This window comes from Venenivibrio stagnispumantis (assembly GCF_900182795.1).
Lineage (GTDB): Bacteria > Aquificota > Aquificia > Aquificales > Hydrogenothermaceae > Venenivibrio > Venenivibrio stagnispumantis.
In genome coordinates this window covers 1-23068 of record NZ_FXTX01000010.1, presented here as the reverse complement: position 1 = coordinate 23068, position 23068 = coordinate 1, and the positions used below count along the sequence as shown (strand labels likewise).

Here is a 23068-nt window from a genome sequence, read left to right as displayed (position 1 = left end):
AAAGAAGTAAATGAAAGCCATAATTGTTGGTGGTGGAATAGCTGGTTTAACGGTAGCCTTAGAGCTTGAAAAACACGGTTATGATATTGTTATAATTGAAAAAGATTTTCTTGGTAAAGGAGCAACATGGGCAGCCGGTGGTATGCTTGCTCCACAAGCAGAAGGATTAGATGGATTATTTTTAGATTTATGTTTAAAAGCAAGAGAATATTATAAAGATTATGTTAAAGAGATAGAAAAAAAATCCGGTATTGATGTTGGATATTCTGAATGTGGAATAATTGTTCCGGCTTTCTCTGAAGATGAGGCTATAATACTAAACAAAAGAATAAATTTTTATAAATCTCAAAATCTAAAAGCTTCATGGCTAAGTAGAGAAGATATTGTAAATATGGGTTATGCCATTTCGGATAAAGTTATTGGAGCAGCTTATTATTCTGATGATGCTCAGGTAGATAATAGATTACTTACAAATGCTTTAATAAATTTAGTAAGAAAAAGTGAAAAAATAAAAATATTAGAAAAAACAGAAGTAATAGCTATAATTGAAAAAAATAATTTATTTAAATCAGTAAAACTTAAAAATGGAGAAGAAATAGAAGCAGATATCTGTGTATTGTCAGCAGGAGCTTGGAGTAGAACAATTTTTGATATTCCGGTAATTCCTGTAAAAGGAGAGATGATATCAATAAAAGATAAATCTTTGAAAAATATATTTTATAGCAGTAAAGCTTATATTATTCCAAGGAAAAATTATGATTTAACTTTAATAGGGGCAACTGAAGAAAAAGTAGCATTTAAAGAAGGAAATACAGTTTTTGGAATATATAAATTATTAACAGGATTATTAGATACATTTCCTCATTTTAATAAAAGATTTTTTGATATGTGGTATAGTTTTAGACCGGATACACCTGACCATTTTCCTATTATAGGCAAAAGTCACATTAAAAACCTATATTTTGCAACCGGATACCATAGAAATGGCATTTTACTTGCTCCATATATAGCAAAAATCCTATCAGATTTAATTCATAAAGAAGAAGAAAATATATATCTAAAAGCTTATGATATTTTTAGATTTTTGAAGCATATACCATCATTCTGAACTTATACAATTTTAATTTAAAAATATTGTAAAATTAATTTTTTATATTATAATTAGATTTATATAAAATTTTTGGAGGTAAGCAAAATGTCACCGATGAGAATACAAAGAATAATGATGTCAATTATTTTAGTTTTAGGTCTTGTGCTTATGAATAGTGGTCATGAATGGGGAGAATATTTAATATGGTTTGTTGCCGTTATGGCATTTATTGCCGGAGTTACAGGATTTTGTCCATCTGATGTCATATTGATGAAATTAACAGGCAAACAAAGTATGTGTGAGAAATAATGCGGTTTTTACATATCTCAGATACACATCTTGGATATAATCAATACTCCTTGCCTGAAAGAGGCAAGGATTTTTTTGATGTTTTTAAAGAAGCAATAGAGACAGCTATTGATGAAAATGTAGATTTTGTAATACATTCCGGAGATTTTTTCCATTCTTCTAAACCTTCAAATGAAGCTATATTAGAAGGAATAGAAATATTAAAACTTTTAAAAGATAAAAATATTCCTTTTTATCTTATAGCCGGAAATCATGATAGAGGCAATCTTACAAAAGAAAAATCGCCGGTTGAGATACTGAAACATTTTGGAGCAAATCTTATAGAAAATATGGATATTTATGAGTTTAATGGTGTTAAAATCACCGGATTAAAATATATATCAAGGGCATATTTACGGGAAGTGAACTCTCTAAGAGAAATCATAGAAAATAGAATATCGGATAAACTAAAAGATGATACTTTTAATATAATCTTACTTCATCAAGAATTTAATGATTTGTTTCCAGATTCTAAATTATCACTAAATAATGAAATTCCGGCAAGGGTTTTTAATTACATTGGAGTAGGACATTATCATGCTTTAAAACAACCAAGATTTGATAAAAATATCAATGCTACCATATTTTATCCGGGAGCAACAGAATTTACGGATATTAATGAAAAAGAAGATATAACAGAAAGATATATCTATATTTTTGATATAAATTCAGATAAAACCTTAAATTATAAAGAATTTAAGCTTAAAAAAAATAGACCGGTAATCAGGTTTGAGTTAAAAGAAGAATATTTAGAAAACCAGTTGAAAGAACTGAAAAATTTATTAGACCAAGATTTTGAGAAAAAGCCACTTTTACAGATAAAAATAACCTTAGAAGATTTATCAAAAGAAGATATAGTATCTTTACTTGAAAAAGAAGGCATAAAAGAAAAAGTTTTAACAGAAAGATTTAGTTTAATAAGAAAACAAAAAGATTTAGGGTTAGAAGAAAACGCCTTTTCTTTTAATGCAGAAGAAAATATAATAATAGAAGAAACAATAAATAGATTAATTACAGATAAAGAACTACAAAATAAAATAATAAAAACTATAAATGAGATAAAAACTTTTGAAAATATAGAAGAAATAAAAGCTTATCTAAACTCACATACTGAGATTTTTGAGATATAGCTCATTTTGTTAGTTGTGAGAAATATAAATTTGGATAAAATATATAATATATATTTTGATGTGATGGGGGTTTGAGTGATGGCTAATGTAGTCGTTCCACTTGCAGATGGATTTGAAGAGATTGAGGCAATGAGTATTATAGATATTCTTAGAAGAGCCGGTATAAATGTTGTTATTGCAGGTTTGCATGATGGATATATATCAAGCACAAGAGGAGTAAAGGTTATTCCGGATACAACTATTGATAAAATAAATCCGGATGATTTTGATATGATAGTTCTTCCGGGAGGACAACCGGGAACAGATAATCTAAATGCAGATGAAAGAGTTAAAAATCTAATAAAACATTTTTATAATAAAGGTAAATTAACCGGTGCAATATGTGCTGCACCTTATGTATTATCAGAAGCCGGTGTGTTAGAAGGGAAAAAAGCAACATCTTATCCTACATATAAAGATAAATTAAAAAATGTAAATTATTTAGAAGATATGGTAGTAGAAGATAGTAATGTATTAACAAGCAGAGGACCGGGAACGGCAGCATGTTTTGCATTAAAAATAGTGGAAAAATTAGTAGGAAAAGAAAAAGCAGATGAGATAAAAAAAGCCACATTATTTGATAAATGCTGCTAATGGATAAATTAAAAGAAATACAAAATAAAATAAAAGAAAACAATCTTGATGCTTTTTTATTTTCAAGTAAAGCCAATGTATTTTATTTATCTAAATTTAATTCTTCAAATGCTTTTGTTATTCTTACAGAAAAAGATAAATATTTTTTAACAGATTCAAGATATATCACTTCTGCAAAAGAAAAACTGAAAGATTGGAATGTAATAGAACTTGGAACATCTGAAAAAAAGCCACTACAACATCTTAAAGAGATAATATCTCAGATAACAAAGAAAAGCATCGGTTTTGAAAAAGATAAAATTACAATCTCTTTTTATGAAAAATTAAAAGAAGGATTAGATAGAGAACTTGTAGGATTTGAAGGATTTTTAAATGATATTAGGATAACAAAGACAGAAGAAGAGATAGATATTATAAGGGAAGCAGTCCATAAAATTGATAATGTATTTAAAAATTTAATCGGACAGATAAAAGGGCTCAAAACGGAGCTTGATGTTAGAAGAAAGATTATAGATTTAATATTTGAAGAAGGTGGGGTCGGTGAAAGTTTCCAATCAATAGTTGCAACAGGAAAACATTCTGCTATTCCTCATTGGGAAACTTCTGATTCAAAGATAGAAAATAATCAACCTCTTTTAATTGATATGGGACTTATATATAAAGGATATTGTTCTGATTTTACAAGAACTATATTCTTAGGTAATGTTTCTCAAAAAATAAAAGATATTTATAAAGTAGTAAAGGAAGCCCATTTGGAAGCTGTAAATACAGTTAAAGCCGGAATACCTATAAAGGAGATAGATTTAAAGGCAAGGGAAATTATATCAAAATATGGATATGGAGATTATTATAAGCATTCAACTGGACATGGAATAGGTGTAGAAATCCACGAAGAACCAAGAATTTATAAAGATAATGAAAATATTCTTTTGGAAAATACAGTATTTACAATAGAGCCGGGAATATATATTCCGGAAATTGGCGGAGTTAGACTGGAAAATATTGTAGTTGCAAGAAAAACAGGAGCAGAAATCTTAACCAAAACACCTTTAGACGAAATTATTCTTTAAAATTTTCCATTATTTTTAAAAATTTCCCCCTGAGTTTTTATCAGGGGGGATTTGATTTTTATTCTTTATTATATTTCCATTCTCCGGTTGTTAGATATTCATGGATAGACTCGGCAGCTTTTTTACCATGGGCTATGGCTCTTACAACTGTATCTCCACCATTTACTACATCACCACCAGCAAAAACTCCTTCTATATTTGTTCTAAATCCTTCATCTACAGTAGAAAGATTGTTCCATTTATCTATTTTTAATCCGGGAACATCTTTATAAGCAATAGGATTATCTCCCTGTCCTACTGCCATTATAACTACATCACATTCTATAATATGCTCTGAATTTGGTACTTCTACTGGTTTTGGTCTTCCACCTTTTTCATCAGGGACAAGCTCCATTTTTATACATTTTAATCCTACAACTTCTCCTTTTTCATTACCTATTACTTCTATTGGTTGGGTTAACCAATGAAGAATACAACCTTCTTCTGCTACATGGTCCCATTCTTCATCTCTTGCAGAAGATGTATCTCTTGTTCTTCTATATATAAGATGTGTTTCATTTCCAAGTCTTATAGATGTTATTAAACAATCAACAGCAGTAAATCCACCACCTATTACAGCTACTTTTTTACCTCTTGGAAGCTCTATCTCTTCATCAGGTGCAAGCATAGGGTCTACATAATCAACATTTGATTTCATTAAGAATCCAATTGCTGTATATACACCTTTTAGATTTTCTCCCGGAATTCCCATTTTTTTACCACGACCTGAACCAACAGCTATAAATACAGCATCATGTTTTTTTCTTATTTCTTCAAAAGGTATATCCTGTCCTACTTTTACACCTGTTTTAATTTCTACTCCAAGTTTTTTTATAAGTTCTATTTCAAAATCAAGAACATGTCTTGGTAATCTTGCTTTTGGTATTCCATATCTCATTACACCGCCTGCAAAAGGTAATGCTTCATATACAACCACATCATAACCTTTTTTTGCTAAGAAATATGCTGCTCCAAGTCCGGCAGGACCTGCTCCTATTATTCCAACACTTTTTCCTTTTGGTGGTTCTTTTTCATCTATCCAATCTATTCCAGACATTCTGATAGAATCTCCTACAAATCTTTCAAGGCCACCAATAGAAACAGCCTGTCCATTATCTTTAAATGTTAAAACACAGGTGCTTTCACAAAGTCTTTCTTGGGGACAAACCCTTCCACATATTGAGCTAAATGGATTATTTCTTCTTAATATTTTATAAGCTTCAATCAGATTCCCTTTTTGAATTTGTTCTATCCATTTCTCCATCTCTGAATTAACCGGGCAAGAAGGAGTGCATGGAGCTTTTTTACAAAGGATACATCTATCTGCTTCATCTTCTGCTGCTGTATGTCCAAAGCCAAGAGCATATTCTTTGAATGTAGTTTTTCTTATATTTGGGTCTAAAAGTGGAATAGGATTTCTGTCATGTCTTCTGTAAGTTATTTTTGCCATAAGAAACCTCCTATATATTTTTAATTAGATAGCTCATTAATGCTTTTTGTATATGTAATCTATTTTCAGCCTGGTCAAAAATAACATCTGCAAATTCTTCAAATACATCTTCTGTTATCTCTTCTCCTTTATGGGCAGGTAGGCAATGCATTACAATAACATCCGGTGAAGCTATTGCAACCAAATCTTTGTTTATGCTAAATCCTTTAAAAAGTTCTTTTTTACTTTTTTCATTTTCTTGACCCATACTTACCCAAACATCTGTATAAAGTATATTAGCATTTAAAGCTGCTTTTTTTGGGTCGTTCGTTATTTCTATCTTTGCTCCGGATTTTTTTGCAAGCTCTATGCTTTCTGCTACTGCTTTTCCATTTGGTTCAAATCCGGAAGGTGTGGCAACAGATATATCAATTCCCATTAAACCACAGGCTATTAACAATGTATTTGCCATATTATTTCCATCACCAATATAAGCCAGCTTTAAACCTTCTAATCTTCCAAATCTTTCTTTTATGGTCTGTAAATCTGCCATAACTTGACATGGATGAAGATAATCTGTTAATGCATTTATAACAGGGATAGAAGAATATTCTGCAAGCTCTTCTACTTCTTTATGTGAAAATGTCCTTATAACTATCATATCCAAATATCTTGACATAACTCTTGCCGTATCTTTTATATCTTCTCCTCTGCTTAATTGGGTTGTGGAACCGGATATATATAAAGGTTGTCCTCCAAGTTGATAAACTCCCACCTCAAAAGATAATCTTGTCCTTGTTGATTGCTTCATAAAAATAAGACCAACAGATTTATTCTGCAAAGATTTGTCGCTAAATGGCTCTTTTTTTAATTTTTCTGCATAATCAATAATCTCTAAAACTTCCTCTCTTTCTAAATCAGAAACCGATAAAAAATCTTTTTTCATTTAAAAACCTCCATAAAAAATATAACACTGTTTTATTTTTAAATCAAGATAGTGTATATCAAACATTTAATAGATATTTATAGATAGCCATTCTAACAAATAAACCATTTTCTACTTGGTCTAAAATTATAGATTGGTTTGAATAAACAATTTCACTTTGAATTTCTACACCTCTATTTACAGGTCCCGGATGCATTATTAATGCGTCCTTTTTCATTATTTTTAATCTTTCTTTATTTAATCCATATTTTGCAGAGTATTCATTAAGAGTGGAAAAATATGGTTTTTCTTGTCTTTCAAGTTGTATTCTTAAAAATATTGCTACATCACATTCTGAAAGAGCTTCTTCTATATTTGTGGTAATATAATCTGCTGTTAAACCTTCTGTATGTCTTGGAAGCATTGTGATTGGAGCACAAAATATAACAGTAGCTCCAAATTTTTTAAATAAAATAGAGTCAGAACGGGCTACTCTACTATGTAAAATATCTCCTATTATAGCTATTTTTAGACCTTCTATTTTTCCTTTTTTTTCTAAAATAGTAAAAGCATCAAGGAAAGCTTGAGATGGATGTTCATTTGTTCCATCTCCGGCATTTATTACATGAGATTTAACCTCTTTTGCAATAAGAAAAGGTGCCCCTGACATATAATGTCTTATAACAATAAAATCTGTATTTAAAGCTTCAAGGGTTTTTGCAGTATCATATAAAGTTTCTCCTTTTTTAACAGAAGAAGCAGATGCAGAGATATTTATTGTATCTGCTCCAAGTATTTTACCTGCAAGTTCAAAAGATGTTCTTGTTCTTGTAGAATTTTCAAAAAATGGAAGTAATATAGAATAACCTTTCAAATCTGTAAATTTTCTTTCTCCGGCTTTATATCTTGTTTTATAATCTTTTGCTATATTAAAAATATCCATAACTTGTTGTTTATTTAGCTGTTTAACCGATAATAAATCTTTCATTTTTTTTCCTCACTTTTTTTAGCATAATGTATTAAAATCCAAATCAATCCGATAAATATTATAATTAATCCAAATATTAAATAATATTCTTTAGCTTTTCCAAATATATATTCTGCAGTATGTCCTAAAAAATAACCGGCAGATATAAAAAATACAGCCCAAATAGATAATGAAATTATATCAAAAAATATAAATTTTAAGGCATTAAAACCGGTAGCTCCGAAAATAAGCATAGGAATAACTCTCATTCCATACATAAATCTAACTAAGAAAATTGCCAATAATCCATATTTTTCTATTATCTGTTTTGCTTTTTTATATTTTTTTCTGGTATATCTATTCCCAAGTAAAATCTGTCTTCCTTTCCATTTTCCAAGATAAAAATATATAAGCTCGTGAATTAATGCTCCAAGTATTCCAAATATAAAAGATAAAGTCGGATTTAAAAAACCATGTTTAATAAAAAAACCGGTAATAATAAGAAAAACCTCTCCCTCTATAAAAGTGCCTATAAATACAGCAATATACCCATACTGCTGTAAAAATAACTCTACATTTTCTATCAAATTTATTCCTCAAATTGTTTTAATAAATTATAGCCTAAATCATAATTATTTTGTTTATTTATCTTGGCAAGATTTTGTTTTTATATTATATTTTTTAGTATATATCAATTTTAGAGGTTAAATTGCATGCCATTATTATCTGAAAAAAATATAAAACTTAAAATTTATAAATTTACAATAGCACAACTGCAAAAAATGTATGAATTTGGATTAATCAAACCAGATAATAAAATAGAACTTATAGATGGAAAGCCCATTATGATGACACCTATTGGATTTAGGCATGCAAAAGTTTTAGAAAGATTAGAAAAAAAACTTTATGAAATAATATATCTGAAAAATGAAAAATATATAATATGGTCTCAAAATCCAATAAAAAAATCAAATAAAGAACTTTTATATCCGGATATAGCTATCTATCCTGAGAGCATATATCAAAAGGAAGATATACCACATATATCAGATGCTTATTTAATAATAGAAATATCAGATACAACTATTGAATATGACAAACAGATAAAACTACCAATATATGCAAAAGGAAAAGCAAAAGAAGTCTGGATTGTGAATTTAAAAGAAAATATCATTGAAAAATACACAAACCCAGCCGGTAAATTTTTTAAAGAAATACATATCTTTAAAAAAGATGAAAAAATTTCTATATTCAATAGCGAAATTAACTTGGCAGATATATTTTAAATCTTAATGACTCTTAGATAAACCACCACCCTCTATGGTAAAATATATAATATAAAAATCTAAAAATTCCAATGAGGTGTAAGAATGTCAGAAGAAATCATTAAAGTTCCGATAGAAGAAGAAGTTAAAAGCTCTTATATAGATTATGCAATGTCTGTTATAGTTGGAAGGGCTATTCCGGATGTTAGAGATGGTTTAAAACCGGTTCAAAGAAGAATACTTTATGCAATGTATGAAGAAGGAATGCATCCTAATAAACCATACAAGAAATCAGCAAGAACGGTAGGAAACGTTATAGCAAAGTATCACCCCCATGGAGATGCAGCTGTTTATGATGCACTTGTTAGAATGGCACAGGATTTCACATTAAGATATCCACTTATTGAAGGACAGGGAAACTTTGGCTCAATAGATGGAGACCCACCGGCAGCAATGAGATATTGCGTTGTCGGAGATACATTAATAAATACAGATAAAGGATTAATAAAAATAAAAGATTTAGTTCCAAACAGCCAGCTGAATTCAGATAATCCAATAGATATAAAAGTCCAATCATTAAATAGAAAAATAAATCATTCTGATATGTTTTTCAATAGTGGAGAACATTACACAATAAAGATAGAAACAGAAGAAGGATATGAGATAGAAGGAAGTTATAACCATCCGGTTTTAGTTTTTGAAAGAAGTAAAACAAAATATAGAAAACCGGTTTATGTATGGAAAACCCTTGATAAAATAAAAGAAGGAGATTATATAGTAGTAAGCAGATTTAATGATATAGACTCAATCCAAGATTTACTCACAGAAGAAGAAGCAGTTTTACTTGGCTCTTATATAGCTTATGGAAATATAATAAAAGGTGAAAATTTAAACTATAAAATAGATAGAGATTGGCATAGCTCAAATATAAAAAGTAAAAAAGTTATCCAGAAAATCAAAGAAAAAGAAATTCCATCTATTGTTTTAAAATCTTCTAAAAATATACAAAAATCATTTTTAAAAGCTTTGTTTGAAAAAGATGCAGTAGTAGATGAAGAAAAAAGCTCTATCTATCTATTTTCTAAAAGCAAAAATCTATTAAAACAAATCCAGATTTTACTTCTTAATTTTGGCATTATATCAAAAATAGAAAAAGATTTATATCTCAATTATTTATCTATATCAGAATACTCAAATATAAAGCTATTTTATGAAAACGTAGGATTTTTGACAGAAGAAAAACAGAAAAAATTAAAAAATATATTAAAAAATAATAACTGGTTAACAGATAGAACAGAATTTATACCTTATTTAAGAGAGTATATATTTAGAAAGTATAACTTAAATCTCAACATAAACAGATATTACAAAATAGAAAATATCTGGCATCAAATTAAAGAAATATTTGATTTTAATGATATTCAATTTTTAAAAGAACTACTAAAAAATAGATATTATTTTGCAAAAGTAAAAAATATAAGAAAAACCGGAAAAAAAGTTGTTTACTCTATAAGGGTAAATAGTGATTGCCACTCTTTTGTCGCCAATGGAATTATTAATCACAATACAGAAGCAAGATTAACAAAGCTTGCAATGGAAATGCTTGCAGATATAGAAAAAAATACTGTAGATATGAGTCTTAATTTTGATGCTTCCCTACAAGAGCCAACGGTTTTACCTTCTAAATTTCCTAATTTTATATGTAATGGAACATCCGGTATAGCAGTAGGTTTGGCTACTAACATTCCTCCTCACAATTTAAGGGAAGTAGGAGAAGCATTAAAATATCTTGCCCAATTTCCGGATGCTACCATAGAAGAAATATGTCAATTTATAAAAGCTCCTGATTTTCCAACAGGTGGAACAATAATATCATCACAAGAAGAGATAATAAATATTTACAAATCAGCTAAAGGCTCTATAACCGTAAGAGGTAAAGCCAGAATAGAAAAACTTCCCGGAAACAGGCAAAGAATAGTTATATATGAAATACCTTATCAGGTTAATAAAGTAGAACTTATTAAAAAGATAGCAGAACTTGTAAAAACAGGAAAAGAAAAAGGAATATCAGATTTAAGAGATGAATCAGACAGAACCGGAATAAGAATAGTAATAGAGCTAAAAAGAGAAGCAGACCCTGAAAAAGTATTGAAAAAATTATATAAAAGCACACCACTTGAAAAAAATATTCCAATAAACCTTACAGTCCTTGCAGATAAACAGCCAAAAGTAATGACATTAAAGGAAATCCTTGCAGAATTTATAAAACATAGATTAGAAGTAATAACAAGAAGAACCTTATTTGATTTAGAAAAAGCAGAAAATAGGTCCCATATATTAGAAGGATTAATAAAAGCATTGGAAAATGCTGATAATATAATAGATACAATAAGAAAGGCAAAAGATATATCAGAAGCAAGAAATCAATTGATTGATAAATTTAATTTATCAGAAAAACAGGCAAATGCTATTCTTGATATGAGATTATCAAGATTTACAGCCCTTGAAACAGAAAAATTAAAAGAAGAACAAAATCAGCTAAAATTAGATATAGAAAAATACAAAAAAATATTATCTTCCGAAGAAGAAAAGATAAATATATTTATTGAAGAAATGGATGAGATAATCTCAAAATATGCAGATGAAAGAAAAACATCTATAATATCAGCAGAGAAAGATTTAACATTTAAAGAAGATTATATATTTGCAGTTTTAAATAGTGGAAGAATAATAAAATATAAACTTGCAGAGCCTTATACAAAAGAAGAGCTATTTAATAAAGTTATTCAAGATGTATCAAATAGCTCAGTTCCAAGAGAAAAAATAATATCATTGCAGATGGTAGATTCTTCTAAGCCGGTTTGCTTTATTACAGAAAAAGCCACAGCTTATTGGTCTCTTGTTATAGATTTACCGGAAAAAATAGATATTGATTCTGATATTGTAGGAACTGCTTACCAATCAGAAGGAGAAGAAAATAGAGTATTCTTAATATCTAAGAAAGGATTTATAAAAAGAATGTCTGATGAAGATATATTTTATAAATCCCAGGCACATAATATAATGCCTCTTGATGAAGATGATGCCCTTTGCACAGCTTTTGCAGACCAAGATAACACGGTATTAGGAATATACACAAGGAAAGCAGATTTATTAATATTTGAAAGAAATGAAATAAGAATCACAAAAGATAAAGCAAAAGGAATATCAGCAATAGACCTTGACCCATCAGATGAAGTAGTAGGTGGATTTTTATTAAAAGAGGATAAAAAGTATCTTTTAACAATTACAGAAAAAGGATATGCAAAACTTGTTCCGGTAGAAGAATTTCCTACGAAGAAAAGAGGACAAAAAGGTTTAATGACTGTAAAATTAAATAAAGATGATGCCCTTTCTGTAATACTACCTGTAAATATAAACGATACAGTAATACTTTCCCTTGAATCCGGCAGAATATTAAAAACCAAAATAGATGAAAAAGTATTCCCAACATCAAAAAGAACAGCCATTGGAGAGTTATTATTTAAAGATAAAGTTATAGGAGCTATTTTATATCCAGAGGTAAAAGAATGAATAGATTTATAAAAGAGTTAAAAGAATATCCAATGGAAGAGCTTAATAAGATAAAAGCATCTCTTAAAGAAAAAAATATAAAGATATATGATTTTGGGACAGGAGACCCAAGGGAACCAACACCAAAATTTATAATAGATGCTTTAAAAAACTCTATTCCGGAAATCTCCCAATATCCTTCTGTAGCCGGAAGAAAAGAGTTAAGAGATGCAATTTCAGTATGGTTTGAAAAAAGGTTTGGAGTAAAGTTAAATCCGGATAAAGAGATTATACCATCTGCCGGCTCAAAAGAAGCGATATTTCATTTTCCACTTGTTTTTATAGATGAAGAAGAAGCAAAAAAAAGAGTAATATTTGGCACACCGGCATATCCGGTATATGAAAGAGGCACATTATTTGCAAATGGCATACCTACTCCTATAAAACTAAAAGAAGAAGATAAATTTTTACTCAGATTAGATAAAGTAGAAAAATCTATATTAGAAGAAACAAAAATAGTCTGGATAAATTATCCACATAACCCAACCGGAGCAACAGCAGATAAAAGTTATCTTGAAGATATATATCATATATGCAAAGAATATAATATAATCCTTTGTTCTGATGAATGTTATACAGAGATATATTTTGAAGAAAAACCATTATCTTTACTTGAAATAGAAAAAGAAAATGTAGTGGTTTTCCATTCTTTATCTAAAAGAAGCGGAATGACAGGATACAGGTCTGGATTTATTGCCGGAGATGAAAAAATAATATCGGAATATAAAAAACAAAGAGCAAATTTTGGAGTAGCTTCACCGGATTTTATACAACTTGCAGCTGCTAAAGCTTGGTCAGATGAAGAGCATGTTAAAGAAAGAAATCAGATATTTAAAGCAAAAAGAGATATAATGATAGAATTTTTAGATAAAATAGGCTTACAGTATCTATATCCAAAAGCAACATTTTATATATGGATAAAATCACCTTCAAAAGATTATGTGAAAAATCTAATACAAAATGGAATTATAGTTTCCATAGGAGAAAATTTCTGTAGTTCTACAGAAGTAAAAGAAAATATATGCCAATCAGAATATTTCAGAATAGCCCTTGTTCCAACAATAGAAGAATGTAAAGAAGCTACAAAAGTTTGGGAGAAAATACATAGATAACTTATTTATGCAAGAATCTATGTTCTGTATCCGATAGTAATCTGTTGATATTGTCCTTATGCTTATAAAATATTATTAAAGATATTATAAATGCAGCGATTGTGTAATAAATATTGTTTTCTACATAAAATATAACAACCCAGGATAAAGAAGCGGAGAGAATAGATGCAAGGGAAACATATCCGGATATAAGAAAAACTCCAAGCCAGAATAAGATTATAATAAAGGCAGTTTTACCGGATAAAGCTATAAGCACACCCAAAGCAGTTGCTACTCCTTTACCACCTTTAAATTTCATAAATATAGAAAAACAATGACCAATAACTGCTATAATTGCAACTAAGGAAATATATAAATAATCCTGAAAATAATAATAAGCATAATAAGTAGGAATAAACCCTTTTGATGCATCAAGTATTAAAACTAAAAATCCGGCTTTTTTCCCAAGAACCCTTGTTACATTTGTGGCACCTATATTTCCACTTCCTTCTTTCCTTATATCCCTGCCAAATAGTTTAGATATTAATAAACCAAAAGGAATTGAGGCAATTATATATGTCAGTAGTAGATAAATTGCTAAATCCATGCTTTCTCTCTATAAAAGATTCTAAAATAATCAATAGCAGATACATAAGCAAAAAATATAGATATCCATAAAAATATAACACCATAAAAATTAAAATTTATAGTAAGTAGAAAAATACCTATCATCTGAAAAGTTGTTTTTATCTTTCCAAGATAAGAAGCCGGCAAAACTATACCTTTATTTACCAAAACAGACCTGACCCAAGTTATAATCATTTCCCTTAAAACTATTAAAAAAACCACATAAGTAGATATTACTTGCTTTTCAACAAAAGCAACCAAAACCGATATTGTAAATATTTTATCTACAGCCGGGTCTAATAACTCTCCGTGTTTTGTTACATCTTTATTAGCTCTTGCTATTATGCCATCTATATAATCAGAAAAGATAGCATATCCGGTTAATATTCCTGAAATAATATATTTTTCATTCAAGATAGCATATATCAAAAAAGGAATAATAGCTAATCTTGATAATGTTGTAAGATTAGCCAAACTTATAATCAAGACGGTTTACCCCTTTTTCTAATATAGGCCGGTATGTCTAAATCTTCATTTAGGAAATCATCATTAAGTTGAACTTTTGGAATTTCTTTTGGTTGTTCTTTTTCTGTTTTTGGTGGTATTATAACTTTTCTTTGTTGTGTAGGTTGTACTGATATCTCTTTTTTTCTTTGAATGTAATCTTCTTTTTCTTCACCTTCAAAATCAGTTGCCACAACTGTTATTTTTATTTCATCTTCTATCTCATTGTTTATAGCAGCTCCAAATATGATATGAGCCTCTTCATGAGCCTGTTCTCTTATTTGTTTTATAGCCTCATTAACTTCTATAAACGATAAATCGGGACTAACTTCTATATTAATAAGTATTCTTTTTGCTCCCTGTATAGATGTTCCTTCGAGAAGTGGAGATGTTGTTGCAGATATAACTGCTTCTTCAATTTTATTTTCTCCTTTTCCGGAACCTACACCAATTAAAGCCTTACCTGCATTTTCCATTATAGTTTTTACATCGGCAAAATCAAGATTGATAAGAGCAGGAACTAATATTAAATCTGTTATTCCTCTTACAGCTCTGTATAGGATATTGTCAACTAATTTAAATGCCTGAGAAAAAGCTAAATTTCTTCCGGCAATTGATAATAATTTTTCATTGTGAATCACAATGTATGTATCTACTTTATCCTTTATTTCTTGAAGACCTTGTTCTGCTATATTGGCTCTTATTTTACCTTCAAATGCAAAAGGTTTTGTAACTACTGCTACCGTTAATATTCCCATCTCTTTTGCTGCCTGAGCTATCACAGGGGCTGCACCTGTTCCTGTTCCACCACCTAAACCGGCTGCTATAAATATCATATCAGCCCCTTCCATTGCCTCTTTTATCTTATCAAGGTTTTCAAGGGCTGCTTCTCTTCCTACTTCCGGTTTTGAACCTGCACCAAGTCCTCTTGTTTTTGATTCTCCAATATGTATTTTATTTGGAACCGGTAAAGATGCAAGATGTTGTAAATCCGTATTAACAATATAAAGCTCCACATCTTGAAGACCTTCTTGATACATTCTTGCAACTGCATTACTTCCACCACCACCAACCCCGAAAACCTTAATTTTTGATGGATTTTTAGCTTCAATATTTATTTCCATATCAAACCCTCCTATTTATACCTTCTTAATAACTCTTCTTCAATCTCTTTTAATGATACCTCTTTATCTACCAAAGCAATCAGTAGATGAAATATTAAATCTGAAACTTCATAAATAATTTCTTCCTTTTTTCCATTTTTTAAAGCTATAACTGTTTCTACTGCTTCCTCTCCTACTTTTTGAATTATTTTATCGGAACCTTTTTTAAATAATGAGCTAACATAAGAGTTTTCCGGTAGATTATTTTTTCTATCTTTTATTTTTTCATATAATTTAAAAAAAACTTCAAAACCATCAGGTTTTTCATCCTCTTTAAAATCTATATCTCTGAAAAAACAGCTTTCTCTTCCTGTATGGCATGCCGGTCCTTCTTCTTCTACAAGATATAAAACACTATCTTCATCACAATCTATTTTAATTTTTATAACTTTTTGGAGATTTCCTGATGTTTCTCCCTTTTTCCATAAAGATTTTCTTGAACGGGAATAATAAGTGGCATAACCTGATTTTAAAGTTTCTTCAAGGGCTTCTTTATTGGCATAAGCCTGCATTAATATTTTTCCTGTATAATAACTTTGGGTAATAACAGGTATTAATCCATTTTCATCAAATTTCAAATTTTCAAACATAAAAAAAACCTCTAACTCAAACTAAAAAATATTCTACCATAAATTTAATTTAAAGCTGTGATAAAATAAAGAAAAAATTGGAGGTTTTTTATGCCGTATAGTATGACCGGTTTTTCTTTTATAAAGAAAAATATTGATAATTGTGAAATTTCTGTAAAGATTAAATCAGTTAATAATAAAGGGATAGATATTTCAATCAAAGGTAATAAAGATATTCTTTTTTATTTAGAACTTGATATCCGAAAAAAAGTCCAAGAATTCTTTGAAAGAGGAAGTTTTCAGATTTATATAAATTATGTAGATAACAATATTATTAATCTTGCTTTTGATGTAGAAAGTTTTAAAAATACATTAAACTCATTAAGAGATATATTTCAAAATATGAATTTAAATCTATCAGATGATAAACTTTATGATATTAGTTTTGCTTTAACAAATAAAGAAGAAAAAGAGATAGAGGAAGATAAAAAATCATTAATAATGGAAGTTTTAGAAGAGGCTTTGACAAAACTAAAAGAAGAAAGAAAAAAAGAAGCACAATTCTTGATTGAAGATATAGATTTGAGATTAAGCAATATATCTGATTTATTGGAAGAGGTAGAAAAGATAAAAGATGATATTATCAAAAGATATCAGGAAAAAATTTCTCTCAGAATAAAACAACTTCTTGGAGAAAATTTTTCTGAAAGGGCTTTTATTGAAAGTAGTATCATTGCTGAAAAAATGGATATAACAGAAGAAATAGTAAGATTAAAAGCTCATATATCTGCTTTTAAAGATATGCTTAAAAAAGATGAAGCCATCGGTCGTAAGCTTGATTTTTTAACCCAAGAGATGCTTAGAGAAGCAACAACAATGGGAAACAAAATTCCGGATTTAAGTAGTTTTACAGTTCAGATAAAATCAGAGATAGATAAAATAAAACAACAGGTTCAAAATATAGAATAGATTGCAAAACTAAAATTAATATTTATATTTAGGATTAGGAAAAGATATTTAGGAGGTTATAGAAATGGAATTTTTAAAAAGAAATGAGGCACCTTTAACAGAAAGCCAATGGCAAGAGATAGATAATACTGTAATAGAAACAGCAAGAAAAACATTGATAGGTAGGAGATTTATAGAAATCTCTACTTTACCTGACCCATCTATTCAATCTATTAATTATGATATTATAGACAGTGGAGATTATGGAGCTTGTGGATTATTTGGAGAACAGGAATGCGGAGTAGTTCAGATAAAAGATAGAAAATTTTTGCCATTACCGATTTTGTATAAAGATTTTAAAATTCATTGGAGAGATATAGAGTATGCAAAAAAAATAAATGCCGGTATAGATAAAAGTATAGTTGCAACTGCAACAGTGTCCGTTTGTATAGCAGAAGACCAGCTTATTTTTCACGGAGATGCTACCATTGGATATCCGGGACTTCTAAATGTTGTTGGTAGAAATTCTATATCAATTTCGGAGTGGAATAAAACCGGAAATGCATTTGAAGATGTTCTCCAAGCTATTCAGGTTTTAAATGATGCCGGATTTTACTCAAACTTTGCTTTAATATTAAATACAAAAGATTATGCAAAACTTCATAGAGTTTATTCAAATACAGGAATATTAGAAATAGAACAGATAAGAAAGTTATGTGATTTTGGAATATTTGCTACTCCTGTAATACCACCAAACACAGCAATAGTTCTCTCTGCAGGAATAGAAAATATGGATATTTTAGTAGCCCAGGATATGATAACAGCCTATATAAATTATGAAAATATGGATCATTATTTTAGAATATTTGAGATATTGGCACTGAGAATAAAAAGACCTGAAAGTATCTGCACAATAGAATAATATTTGTGGTAATATATATTAAAATTTGATTTTAAAGGAGGATTTTATGTTTAAAATTTTATTTTCATTGTTATCAGTTTTAGTTATCTCAAGTTTTACATTTGCAGCAGAGATAGTTTTTATTGATATCCAAAAAATTGTTAGAGACTCAGTAGCCGGAAAAGAAGCCCAAAGCATATTAGAAAACATGGCTAAAAAGGCTCAGGAAGAGATTTCTCAAAAAGAAAAAGCATTAAAACCAGGTGACCAAAAGGCTCAAGAAGAACTTCAAGCTTTAGCAGTTCAAAAACAACAAGAAATACTTGCCAAAAGAGAAGAGTTAATTCAATCTTTTATGAAAAATGTTCAGGATAATATCAGTTCTTTTGCAAAAGCAAAAAATTACACACTCATCATAGATAAACAGGCTGTTTTATACGGTAAAGATGAACTTGACAAAACAGATGAATTTTTAAAGTATTTTGATGAAAATTATAAAAAATCAAAAAAGTAAAAAAATAATAGCCCTACTGACCGACTTTGGAAATAAAGACGGTTTTGTAGGGTCTTTAAAAGCCGTTATCCTTTCAATAAATCCAAATATAGAAATAGTTGATATATCCCATGAAGTAGAATCTTTTTCAATACTTGAAGCCTCTATTATATTAAATGCTACTTATAAATATTTTCCAAAAGGAACCATATTTTTATCGGTAGTAGACCCAGGAGTAGGCACAGAAAGAGAAGCTATCATAGTAAAAACCGAAAATTATATATTCGTATCTCCAAACAATGGAATTCTTACCCTACCTTTAAAAAATGAAAAGATAAAGGAAATTGTTAAAATAGAAAATAAAAAATATATGTTAAAAAGTGATACGAACACATTTCACGGAAGGGATATTTTTGCACCGGTATCTGCTTACATATCAAGGGGAGTAGCATTAAAAAATTTTGGCAAAAAGTTAAAAAAAGATAATTTAGTGATAATGAAAGATATTTATCCGGAAGAAAAAGAAGATAGAATAATAGGTAAGGTTATAAAATTTGATAAATTCGGAAATGCTATTACAAATATTGATAAAATACCGGAAAATAGCAAAATATTATTTAGAGATTATCAGCTAAAAATATGTAATAATTTTCAAGAGGGAGATAAATATATTCCATCTTTGATAAAAGGAAGTTTTGGATTTTATGAAATATTCTTGAAAGAAAATAGTGCCAAAGATATACTTAATATAAATCTATTTGAAGAAGTCATAATTTTAAAATAAAGGAGAGGTTATGCAGTATAATAATAAACTCTATAAAAACCAGAGGGTTGCAGTTTTTTTAGATGTTCAAAATTTATATTACTCGGCAAGAGATACTTTTAATAGAAAAGTAAATTTTGAGACTGTTTTATATAAAGTTGTGGCAGATAGAGTTTTGATAAGAGCAATAGCCTATCTTGTAAAATTACAGGGGGTAGACCAAAAGAATTTTATAAATACATTAAAGCATATAGGTTATTATGTTAGAGAAAAAGAACCAAAAATATTTAAAAGAGTAGATGATACCGGCGTTTTATGGACTACTATAAAAGCAGATTGGGATATGGGAATAGCCATAGATGCAATATCATTATCTGAAAAAGTAGATGTGGCAATTTTGGCAAGTGGAGATGGAGATTTTAGTGAACTTGTTAGATTTTTGAAAACAAAAGGAGTAAAAGTAGAAATTGCAGCCTTTAAACAAACAGCTGCAAAAGAATTAATTGAAGTGGCAGATGAATTTATAGATTTATCCATCTTTGGTGAGGATATATTTTTGTAATTATGAGGTAAACATTATGAAAAAAAATAAAATTATTATTGTAGGGGCAGGTAGCTTTGGAATAGAAATAATAAAAAAAGTTATACAAAATTTTGATATAGTTGTCATAGAGTTTAAAGAGGAAAAGATAAAAAATTTAAATAATATTTTTAAAGAAGGAATAGAAATAATTCATGGAGATGCAAGTTCTATTCTTGTTTGGAAAAAACTGGATTTTTCCGATGTTGAATCTATAATAATAACTGTTAAAGATATAGATGTTTCTTTGGAGATATGTCGTTTAGTGAGAACAGTTTTCAATCAAAAAATGCTTATAATAGTTGTTTTATTTAATGCTGAAGAAAAATATAAATTTTCAGAATTTGATAATATCAATATAATAACTCCTACAGAGATAGTTTCTACTTCTATTATTTCCTTGCTTGAAAAAGGATATAAAATAGCAACAAATATTGGGTTAGGAAAAGGAGATATTATAGAAGTTAAAATTTCGGCTAAATCTAATCTTGTGGATAGAAAGTTAAAATATATAAACTCAACAAAATGGAAAGTTGCGGCTATTTATAGGGATAATAAAATAATATTACCATCAGATGATGAAAGATTAAAGATTGGAGATATAGTTATCTTGGTAGGTGAACCAAAAATATTAGAAAATATATCAAATATATTACTCAAAGGAGTGCCTCAATTCCCATTACAATTTGGAACAGATATTTTAATACCTTTTAATGAAAGATTTATGTATGTGATAGATGAGATTTCTTATATTATTAAATATATAAAAACCAATAAAGTTGTTATATTTCCTTATGAAAGTGATGAAAATGAAGTTTTAAATATTATCAAAGATAAATTTGAAAATTTTGAGATAAAATATAACATAATTAGATTATCAGATATTTTATTTTCAAATGAAAATGTTGCTTTTTATGTTTTTCCATTTAATGGTTTATCATTTTTTGAGAGATTAAAATTAAAAACAATTTTTGAAAATGCCAACAAACCTTTTTTAGTTTCTAAGGGAACTAATAGCTATTCATACATAGCTGTTTTAATGAATTCACCTAAGCCGGCATATACCTTGGAAATAGGTATGGAAATATCAAGGTTATTTAAGTTAGAAGTAATTCCGTTTTATGTAGCATTACCTAAATCTCTTAGAAAAGAGGCTGATGAAAAAGAATTAGGAGAAGTAACCAAAGTAATCAAAGATTTTGAAAAAATTTATAAAAAAAGTATGAATTTTAGCATATTAGAAGGAAATTCAGTAAAAGAAACATTAAAATATATGGAAAATTTTCCTTCTTCTCTTTTGATAATGTCATATAAAAATAAAAAAATATCCCTTTTAGAACCGTTGGAGCATTATTTAATTGCTAAAAAGTATAAATATTCCTCCTTAGTTATACCGGTAATTGGAGATTAAATATGCATACGACTGAAGCTCTTTTAATACTTGTTGTGTCCTTAGGTGCTTTTCTTATGCCATTTATAAGTAAAAAAATAAATATACCCTCTTCAGTTGCCGAAATATTCTTTGGTCTTATTATAGGATTATTTTTTTCTGAAATATTTAAACAAACAGAAATCGTTAAATTTTTAGGTGAACTTGGATTTATAATATTGATGTATTTAGCCGGTATGGAAATTAATTTTGAATTAATTAAAAAGTTAAAAACAAAAACTAAATTAATATTTTTATTAACAAATTTTCTGATAGTAATTTTTTCTTTCATCACAGTTTTATATTTTAATCTTCCTAATATATATGGTCTTGTTATACTTACTACTGCTATAGGCCTTTTATTTCCTATTTTAAAAGATTTGAATTTATTATCTACTAATTTCGGACAGGCATTACTTGTTATAGGTGGAATAGGGGAGGTTTTAAGCTTAATATTCATAACTATATATTTTGTAATAGCTAAAAATGGTTTTTCTATGGAAACATTGCTACATCTGATTAAGATATATGCTTTTTTTACTTTTGTGTATTTACTTTTGAAATTGTTTAAGCTTTTGGTTTGGTGGTATCCGGAAAAGATAATATCAGTTCTTAAAAGTGAAGGAATTTCTGAAATATCTGTAAGAATGAATATATCAAATATGTTCATATTTGTTTCCCTTGCAGTATTACTTGGTCTTGAGCCTGTTATAGGAGCATTTTTCGGTGGTATGATTTTTTCTGCTTTGTTTAAAGAAAAAGAAGATATAATTCATAAATTATCTTCTTTTGGATATGGATTTTTAATTCCTATATTTTTTATAGATGTAGGCTTGAGATTTAATCTTTTAGAACTTATTCAGCCTCATATAATTATTGAGGCTTTATTTTTAAGTATTTTAATTCTTTCAGTTAGATTTTTAGCCTCTTTAATTTTAAGGTTTGCCGGATTTTCTTTTAAAGAGATAATTTTAACACCTTTTGCTTTATCTTTTCCTCTTACTTTATTGGCTGCAATAGCAACAATAGGATACGAAATAAATTTACTTAGCAAAGATAATGCTTCTGCTATTCTCTTAACTGCTATCTTAACAGCATTTTTATATCCATTTATATTTAGAAATTTTGCAAAAAAATTATTATCATAATCTTTCTCTATAATAAATCTTAACCTTTTTTGGCTGGTATAAAATATCTGTAAGATACCAGCCGGCTATAAACCCACCTATATGGGCATACCAAGCTACACCACCCATATAAGTTGGGGTAATTAAAGCAAATAAAACTTGCATAATAAACCAATATCCTACAAAAAACCAAGCAGGAAGAACAAATCCAAAGAAAATAAACGGTGGAATAATAGTTAATATTCTTGCATTTGGGTAAAGTTTCATATAATACCAAAACCGAAAAGGAATGATAATTATATCACATTAAAAGCCTCCTTAATATAAGGATAAAAAGTTAAACTCTTAAGATGGTTTTCTGATAA

24 protein-coding genes and 1 pseudogene are annotated in these 23068 nt (G+C 28.6%); 16 read left to right on the top strand and 9 right to left on the bottom strand.

Annotated elements, in window-relative coordinates; translation table 11 throughout:
• Positions 1-10: 10 nt before the first annotated feature.
• The 5 genes from thiO to QOR43_RS04870 all read left to right on the top strand — a co-directional run bounded on the left by thiO (position 11) and on the right by QOR43_RS04870 (position 4271).
• A complete protein-coding gene (thiO, locus tag QOR43_RS04890) occupies positions 11-1108 on the top strand; it encodes a glycine oxidase ThiO (protein ID WP_265133858.1) in 1098 nt (365 codons plus the stop codon).
• Positions 1109-1195: 87 nt separating this feature from the next.
• Positions 1196-1399: a YgaP-like transmembrane domain gene (locus tag QOR43_RS04885; RefSeq protein ID WP_265133859.1), complete on the top strand. Its 204-nt coding sequence runs from the start codon at positions 1196-1198 to the stop codon at positions 1397-1399.
• Positions 1399-2568: a metallophosphoesterase family protein gene (locus QOR43_RS04880; protein WP_265133860.1), complete on the top strand. Its 1170-nt coding sequence runs from the start codon at positions 1399-1401 to the stop codon at positions 2566-2568. The genes QOR43_RS04885 and QOR43_RS04880 overlap by 1 nt, the downstream gene beginning before the upstream one ends.
• A gap of 78 nt (positions 2569-2646) precedes the next feature.
• The gene (locus QOR43_RS04875; protein ID WP_265133861.1) at positions 2647-3201 is read left to right on the top strand and encodes a DJ-1 family glyoxalase III; all 555 of its coding nucleotides are present in this window, start codon (positions 2647-2649) and stop codon (positions 3199-3201) included.
• A complete protein-coding gene (locus QOR43_RS04870) occupies positions 3201-4271 on the top strand; it encodes a M24 family metallopeptidase (RefSeq protein WP_265133862.1) in 1071 nt (356 codons plus the stop codon). The genes QOR43_RS04875 and QOR43_RS04870 overlap by 1 nt, the downstream gene beginning before the upstream one ends.
• A 58-nt stretch (positions 4272-4329) precedes the next feature.
• On the opposite strand, the gene gltA is transcribed toward QOR43_RS04870, so the two are convergent.
• The 4 genes from gltA to QOR43_RS04850 are packed head-to-tail and all read right to left on the bottom strand — an operon-like array spanning position 4330 to position 8218.
• On the bottom strand, positions 4330-5760 hold the full coding sequence (gene gltA, locus QOR43_RS04865; protein ID WP_265133863.1) for an NADPH-dependent glutamate synthase: 1431 nt from the start codon (positions 5758-5760) through the stop codon (positions 4330-4332).
• Positions 5761-5770: 10 nt separating this feature from the next.
• The gene (gene argF / locus QOR43_RS04860; protein ID WP_265133864.1) at positions 5771-6685 is read right to left on the bottom strand and encodes an ornithine carbamoyltransferase; all 915 of its coding nucleotides are present in this window, start codon (positions 6683-6685) and stop codon (positions 5771-5773) included.
• A 58-nt stretch (positions 6686-6743) separates the two neighbouring features.
• Positions 6744-7652: an aspartate carbamoyltransferase catalytic subunit gene (locus QOR43_RS04855; RefSeq protein WP_265133865.1), complete on the bottom strand. Its 909-nt coding sequence runs from the start codon at positions 7650-7652 to the stop codon at positions 6744-6746.
• The gene (locus QOR43_RS04850; protein WP_265133866.1) at positions 7649-8218 is read right to left on the bottom strand and encodes a DedA family protein; all 570 of its coding nucleotides are present in this window, start codon (positions 8216-8218) and stop codon (positions 7649-7651) included. The genes QOR43_RS04855 and QOR43_RS04850 overlap by 4 nt, the downstream gene beginning before the upstream one ends.
• 126 nt (positions 8219-8344) lie before the next feature.
• On the opposite strand from QOR43_RS04850, the gene QOR43_RS04845 reads away from it, so the two are divergent.
• The 4 genes and pseudogenes from QOR43_RS04845 (at position 8345) to dapC (ending at position 13620) form a co-directional block, all read left to right on the top strand.
• Positions 8345-8917, top strand: coding sequence for a Uma2 family endonuclease (locus QOR43_RS04845; RefSeq protein ID WP_265133867.1), 573 nt, complete (start codon positions 8345-8347; stop codon positions 8915-8917).
• A gap of 84 nt (positions 8918-9001) precedes the next feature.
• Positions 9002-9358: pseudogene (locus QOR43_RS04840) on the top strand (DNA gyrase subunit A); the annotation flags it as partial.
• Complete coding sequence (locus QOR43_RS04835) at positions 9350-12469, top strand: DNA gyrase subunit A (RefSeq protein WP_265133884.1); 3120 nt, start codon at positions 9350-9352, stop codon at positions 12467-12469. The pseudogene QOR43_RS04840 and the gene QOR43_RS04835, both read left to right, overlap by 9 nt.
• Positions 12466-13620 carry a succinyldiaminopimelate transaminase gene (dapC, locus tag QOR43_RS04830; protein WP_265133868.1) on the top strand — a complete coding sequence of 385 codons (1155 nt, stop codon included), beginning with the start codon at positions 12466-12468 and terminating at the stop codon, positions 13618-13620. Before QOR43_RS04835 ends, dapC begins: the two co-directional genes overlap by 4 nt.
• 1 nt (position 13621) lies before the next feature.
• Here dapC and plsY read toward each other — a convergent pair whose 3' ends face one another.
• The 4 genes from plsY to hisIE are packed head-to-tail and all read right to left on the bottom strand — an operon-like array spanning position 13622 to position 16483.
• Entirely contained in the window at positions 13622-14206 is a 585-nt protein-coding gene (plsY, locus tag QOR43_RS04825) for a glycerol-3-phosphate 1-O-acyltransferase PlsY (RefSeq protein WP_265133869.1), read from the bottom strand.
• Positions 14197-14712, bottom strand: coding sequence for a CDP-diacylglycerol--glycerol-3-phosphate 3-phosphatidyltransferase (pgsA, locus tag QOR43_RS04820; RefSeq protein ID WP_265133870.1), 516 nt, complete (start codon positions 14710-14712; stop codon positions 14197-14199). The genes plsY and pgsA overlap by 10 nt, the downstream gene beginning before the upstream one ends.
• Positions 14709-15854 (bottom strand): cell division protein FtsZ, encoded by a 1146-nt coding sequence (ftsZ, locus tag QOR43_RS04815; RefSeq protein ID WP_265133871.1) that lies wholly within the window; start codon positions 15852-15854, stop codon positions 14709-14711. Before ftsZ ends, pgsA begins: the two co-directional genes overlap by 4 nt.
• An 11-nt stretch (positions 15855-15865) precedes the next feature.
• The gene (hisIE, locus tag QOR43_RS04810) at positions 15866-16483 is read right to left on the bottom strand and encodes a bifunctional phosphoribosyl-AMP cyclohydrolase/phosphoribosyl-ATP diphosphatase HisIE (protein WP_265133872.1); all 618 of its coding nucleotides are present in this window, start codon (positions 16481-16483) and stop codon (positions 15866-15868) included.
• 90 nt (positions 16484-16573) lie between these two features.
• Between hisIE and QOR43_RS04805 the strand changes: the two genes are divergently transcribed.
• From QOR43_RS04805 to QOR43_RS04775, 7 genes are all read left to right on the top strand, one after another.
• Entirely contained in the window at positions 16574-17431 is an 858-nt protein-coding gene (locus tag QOR43_RS04805; RefSeq protein WP_265133873.1) for a YicC/YloC family endoribonuclease, read from the top strand.
• 64 nt (positions 17432-17495) lie between these two features.
• Positions 17496-18332, top strand: coding sequence for a family 1 encapsulin nanocompartment shell protein (locus tag QOR43_RS04800; RefSeq protein ID WP_265133874.1), 837 nt, complete (start codon positions 17496-17498; stop codon positions 18330-18332).
• 46 nt (positions 18333-18378) lie between these two features.
• Positions 18379-18825 (top strand): OmpH/Skp family outer membrane protein, encoded by a 447-nt coding sequence (locus tag QOR43_RS04795; RefSeq protein ID WP_265133875.1) that lies wholly within the window; start codon positions 18379-18381, stop codon positions 18823-18825.
• Positions 18797-19588 (top strand): SAM hydrolase/SAM-dependent halogenase family protein, encoded by a 792-nt coding sequence (locus QOR43_RS04790; protein WP_265133876.1) that lies wholly within the window; start codon positions 18797-18799, stop codon positions 19586-19588. The genes QOR43_RS04795 and QOR43_RS04790 overlap by 29 nt, the downstream gene beginning before the upstream one ends.
• Before the next feature lie 10 nt (positions 19589-19598).
• Entirely contained in the window at positions 19599-20129 is a 531-nt protein-coding gene (locus tag QOR43_RS04785; protein WP_265133877.1) for a LabA-like NYN domain-containing protein, read from the top strand.
• Between the two features lie 16 nt (positions 20130-20145).
• Positions 20146-21558 (top strand): potassium channel family protein, encoded by a 1413-nt coding sequence (locus tag QOR43_RS04780; protein ID WP_265133878.1) that lies wholly within the window; start codon positions 20146-20148, stop codon positions 21556-21558.
• Positions 21559-21560: 2 nt separating this feature from the next.
• Complete coding sequence (locus tag QOR43_RS04775) at positions 21561-22724, top strand: cation:proton antiporter (RefSeq protein ID WP_265133879.1); 1164 nt, start codon at positions 21561-21563, stop codon at positions 22722-22724.
• On the opposite strand, the gene QOR43_RS04770 is transcribed toward QOR43_RS04775, so the two are convergent.
• Entirely contained in the window at positions 22719-22970 is a 252-nt protein-coding gene (locus tag QOR43_RS04770; protein WP_265133880.1) for a rhomboid family intramembrane serine protease, read from the bottom strand. The two genes, QOR43_RS04775 and QOR43_RS04770, sit on opposite strands and share 6 nt — an antisense overlap.
• Positions 22971-23068: the final 98 nt, after the last annotated feature.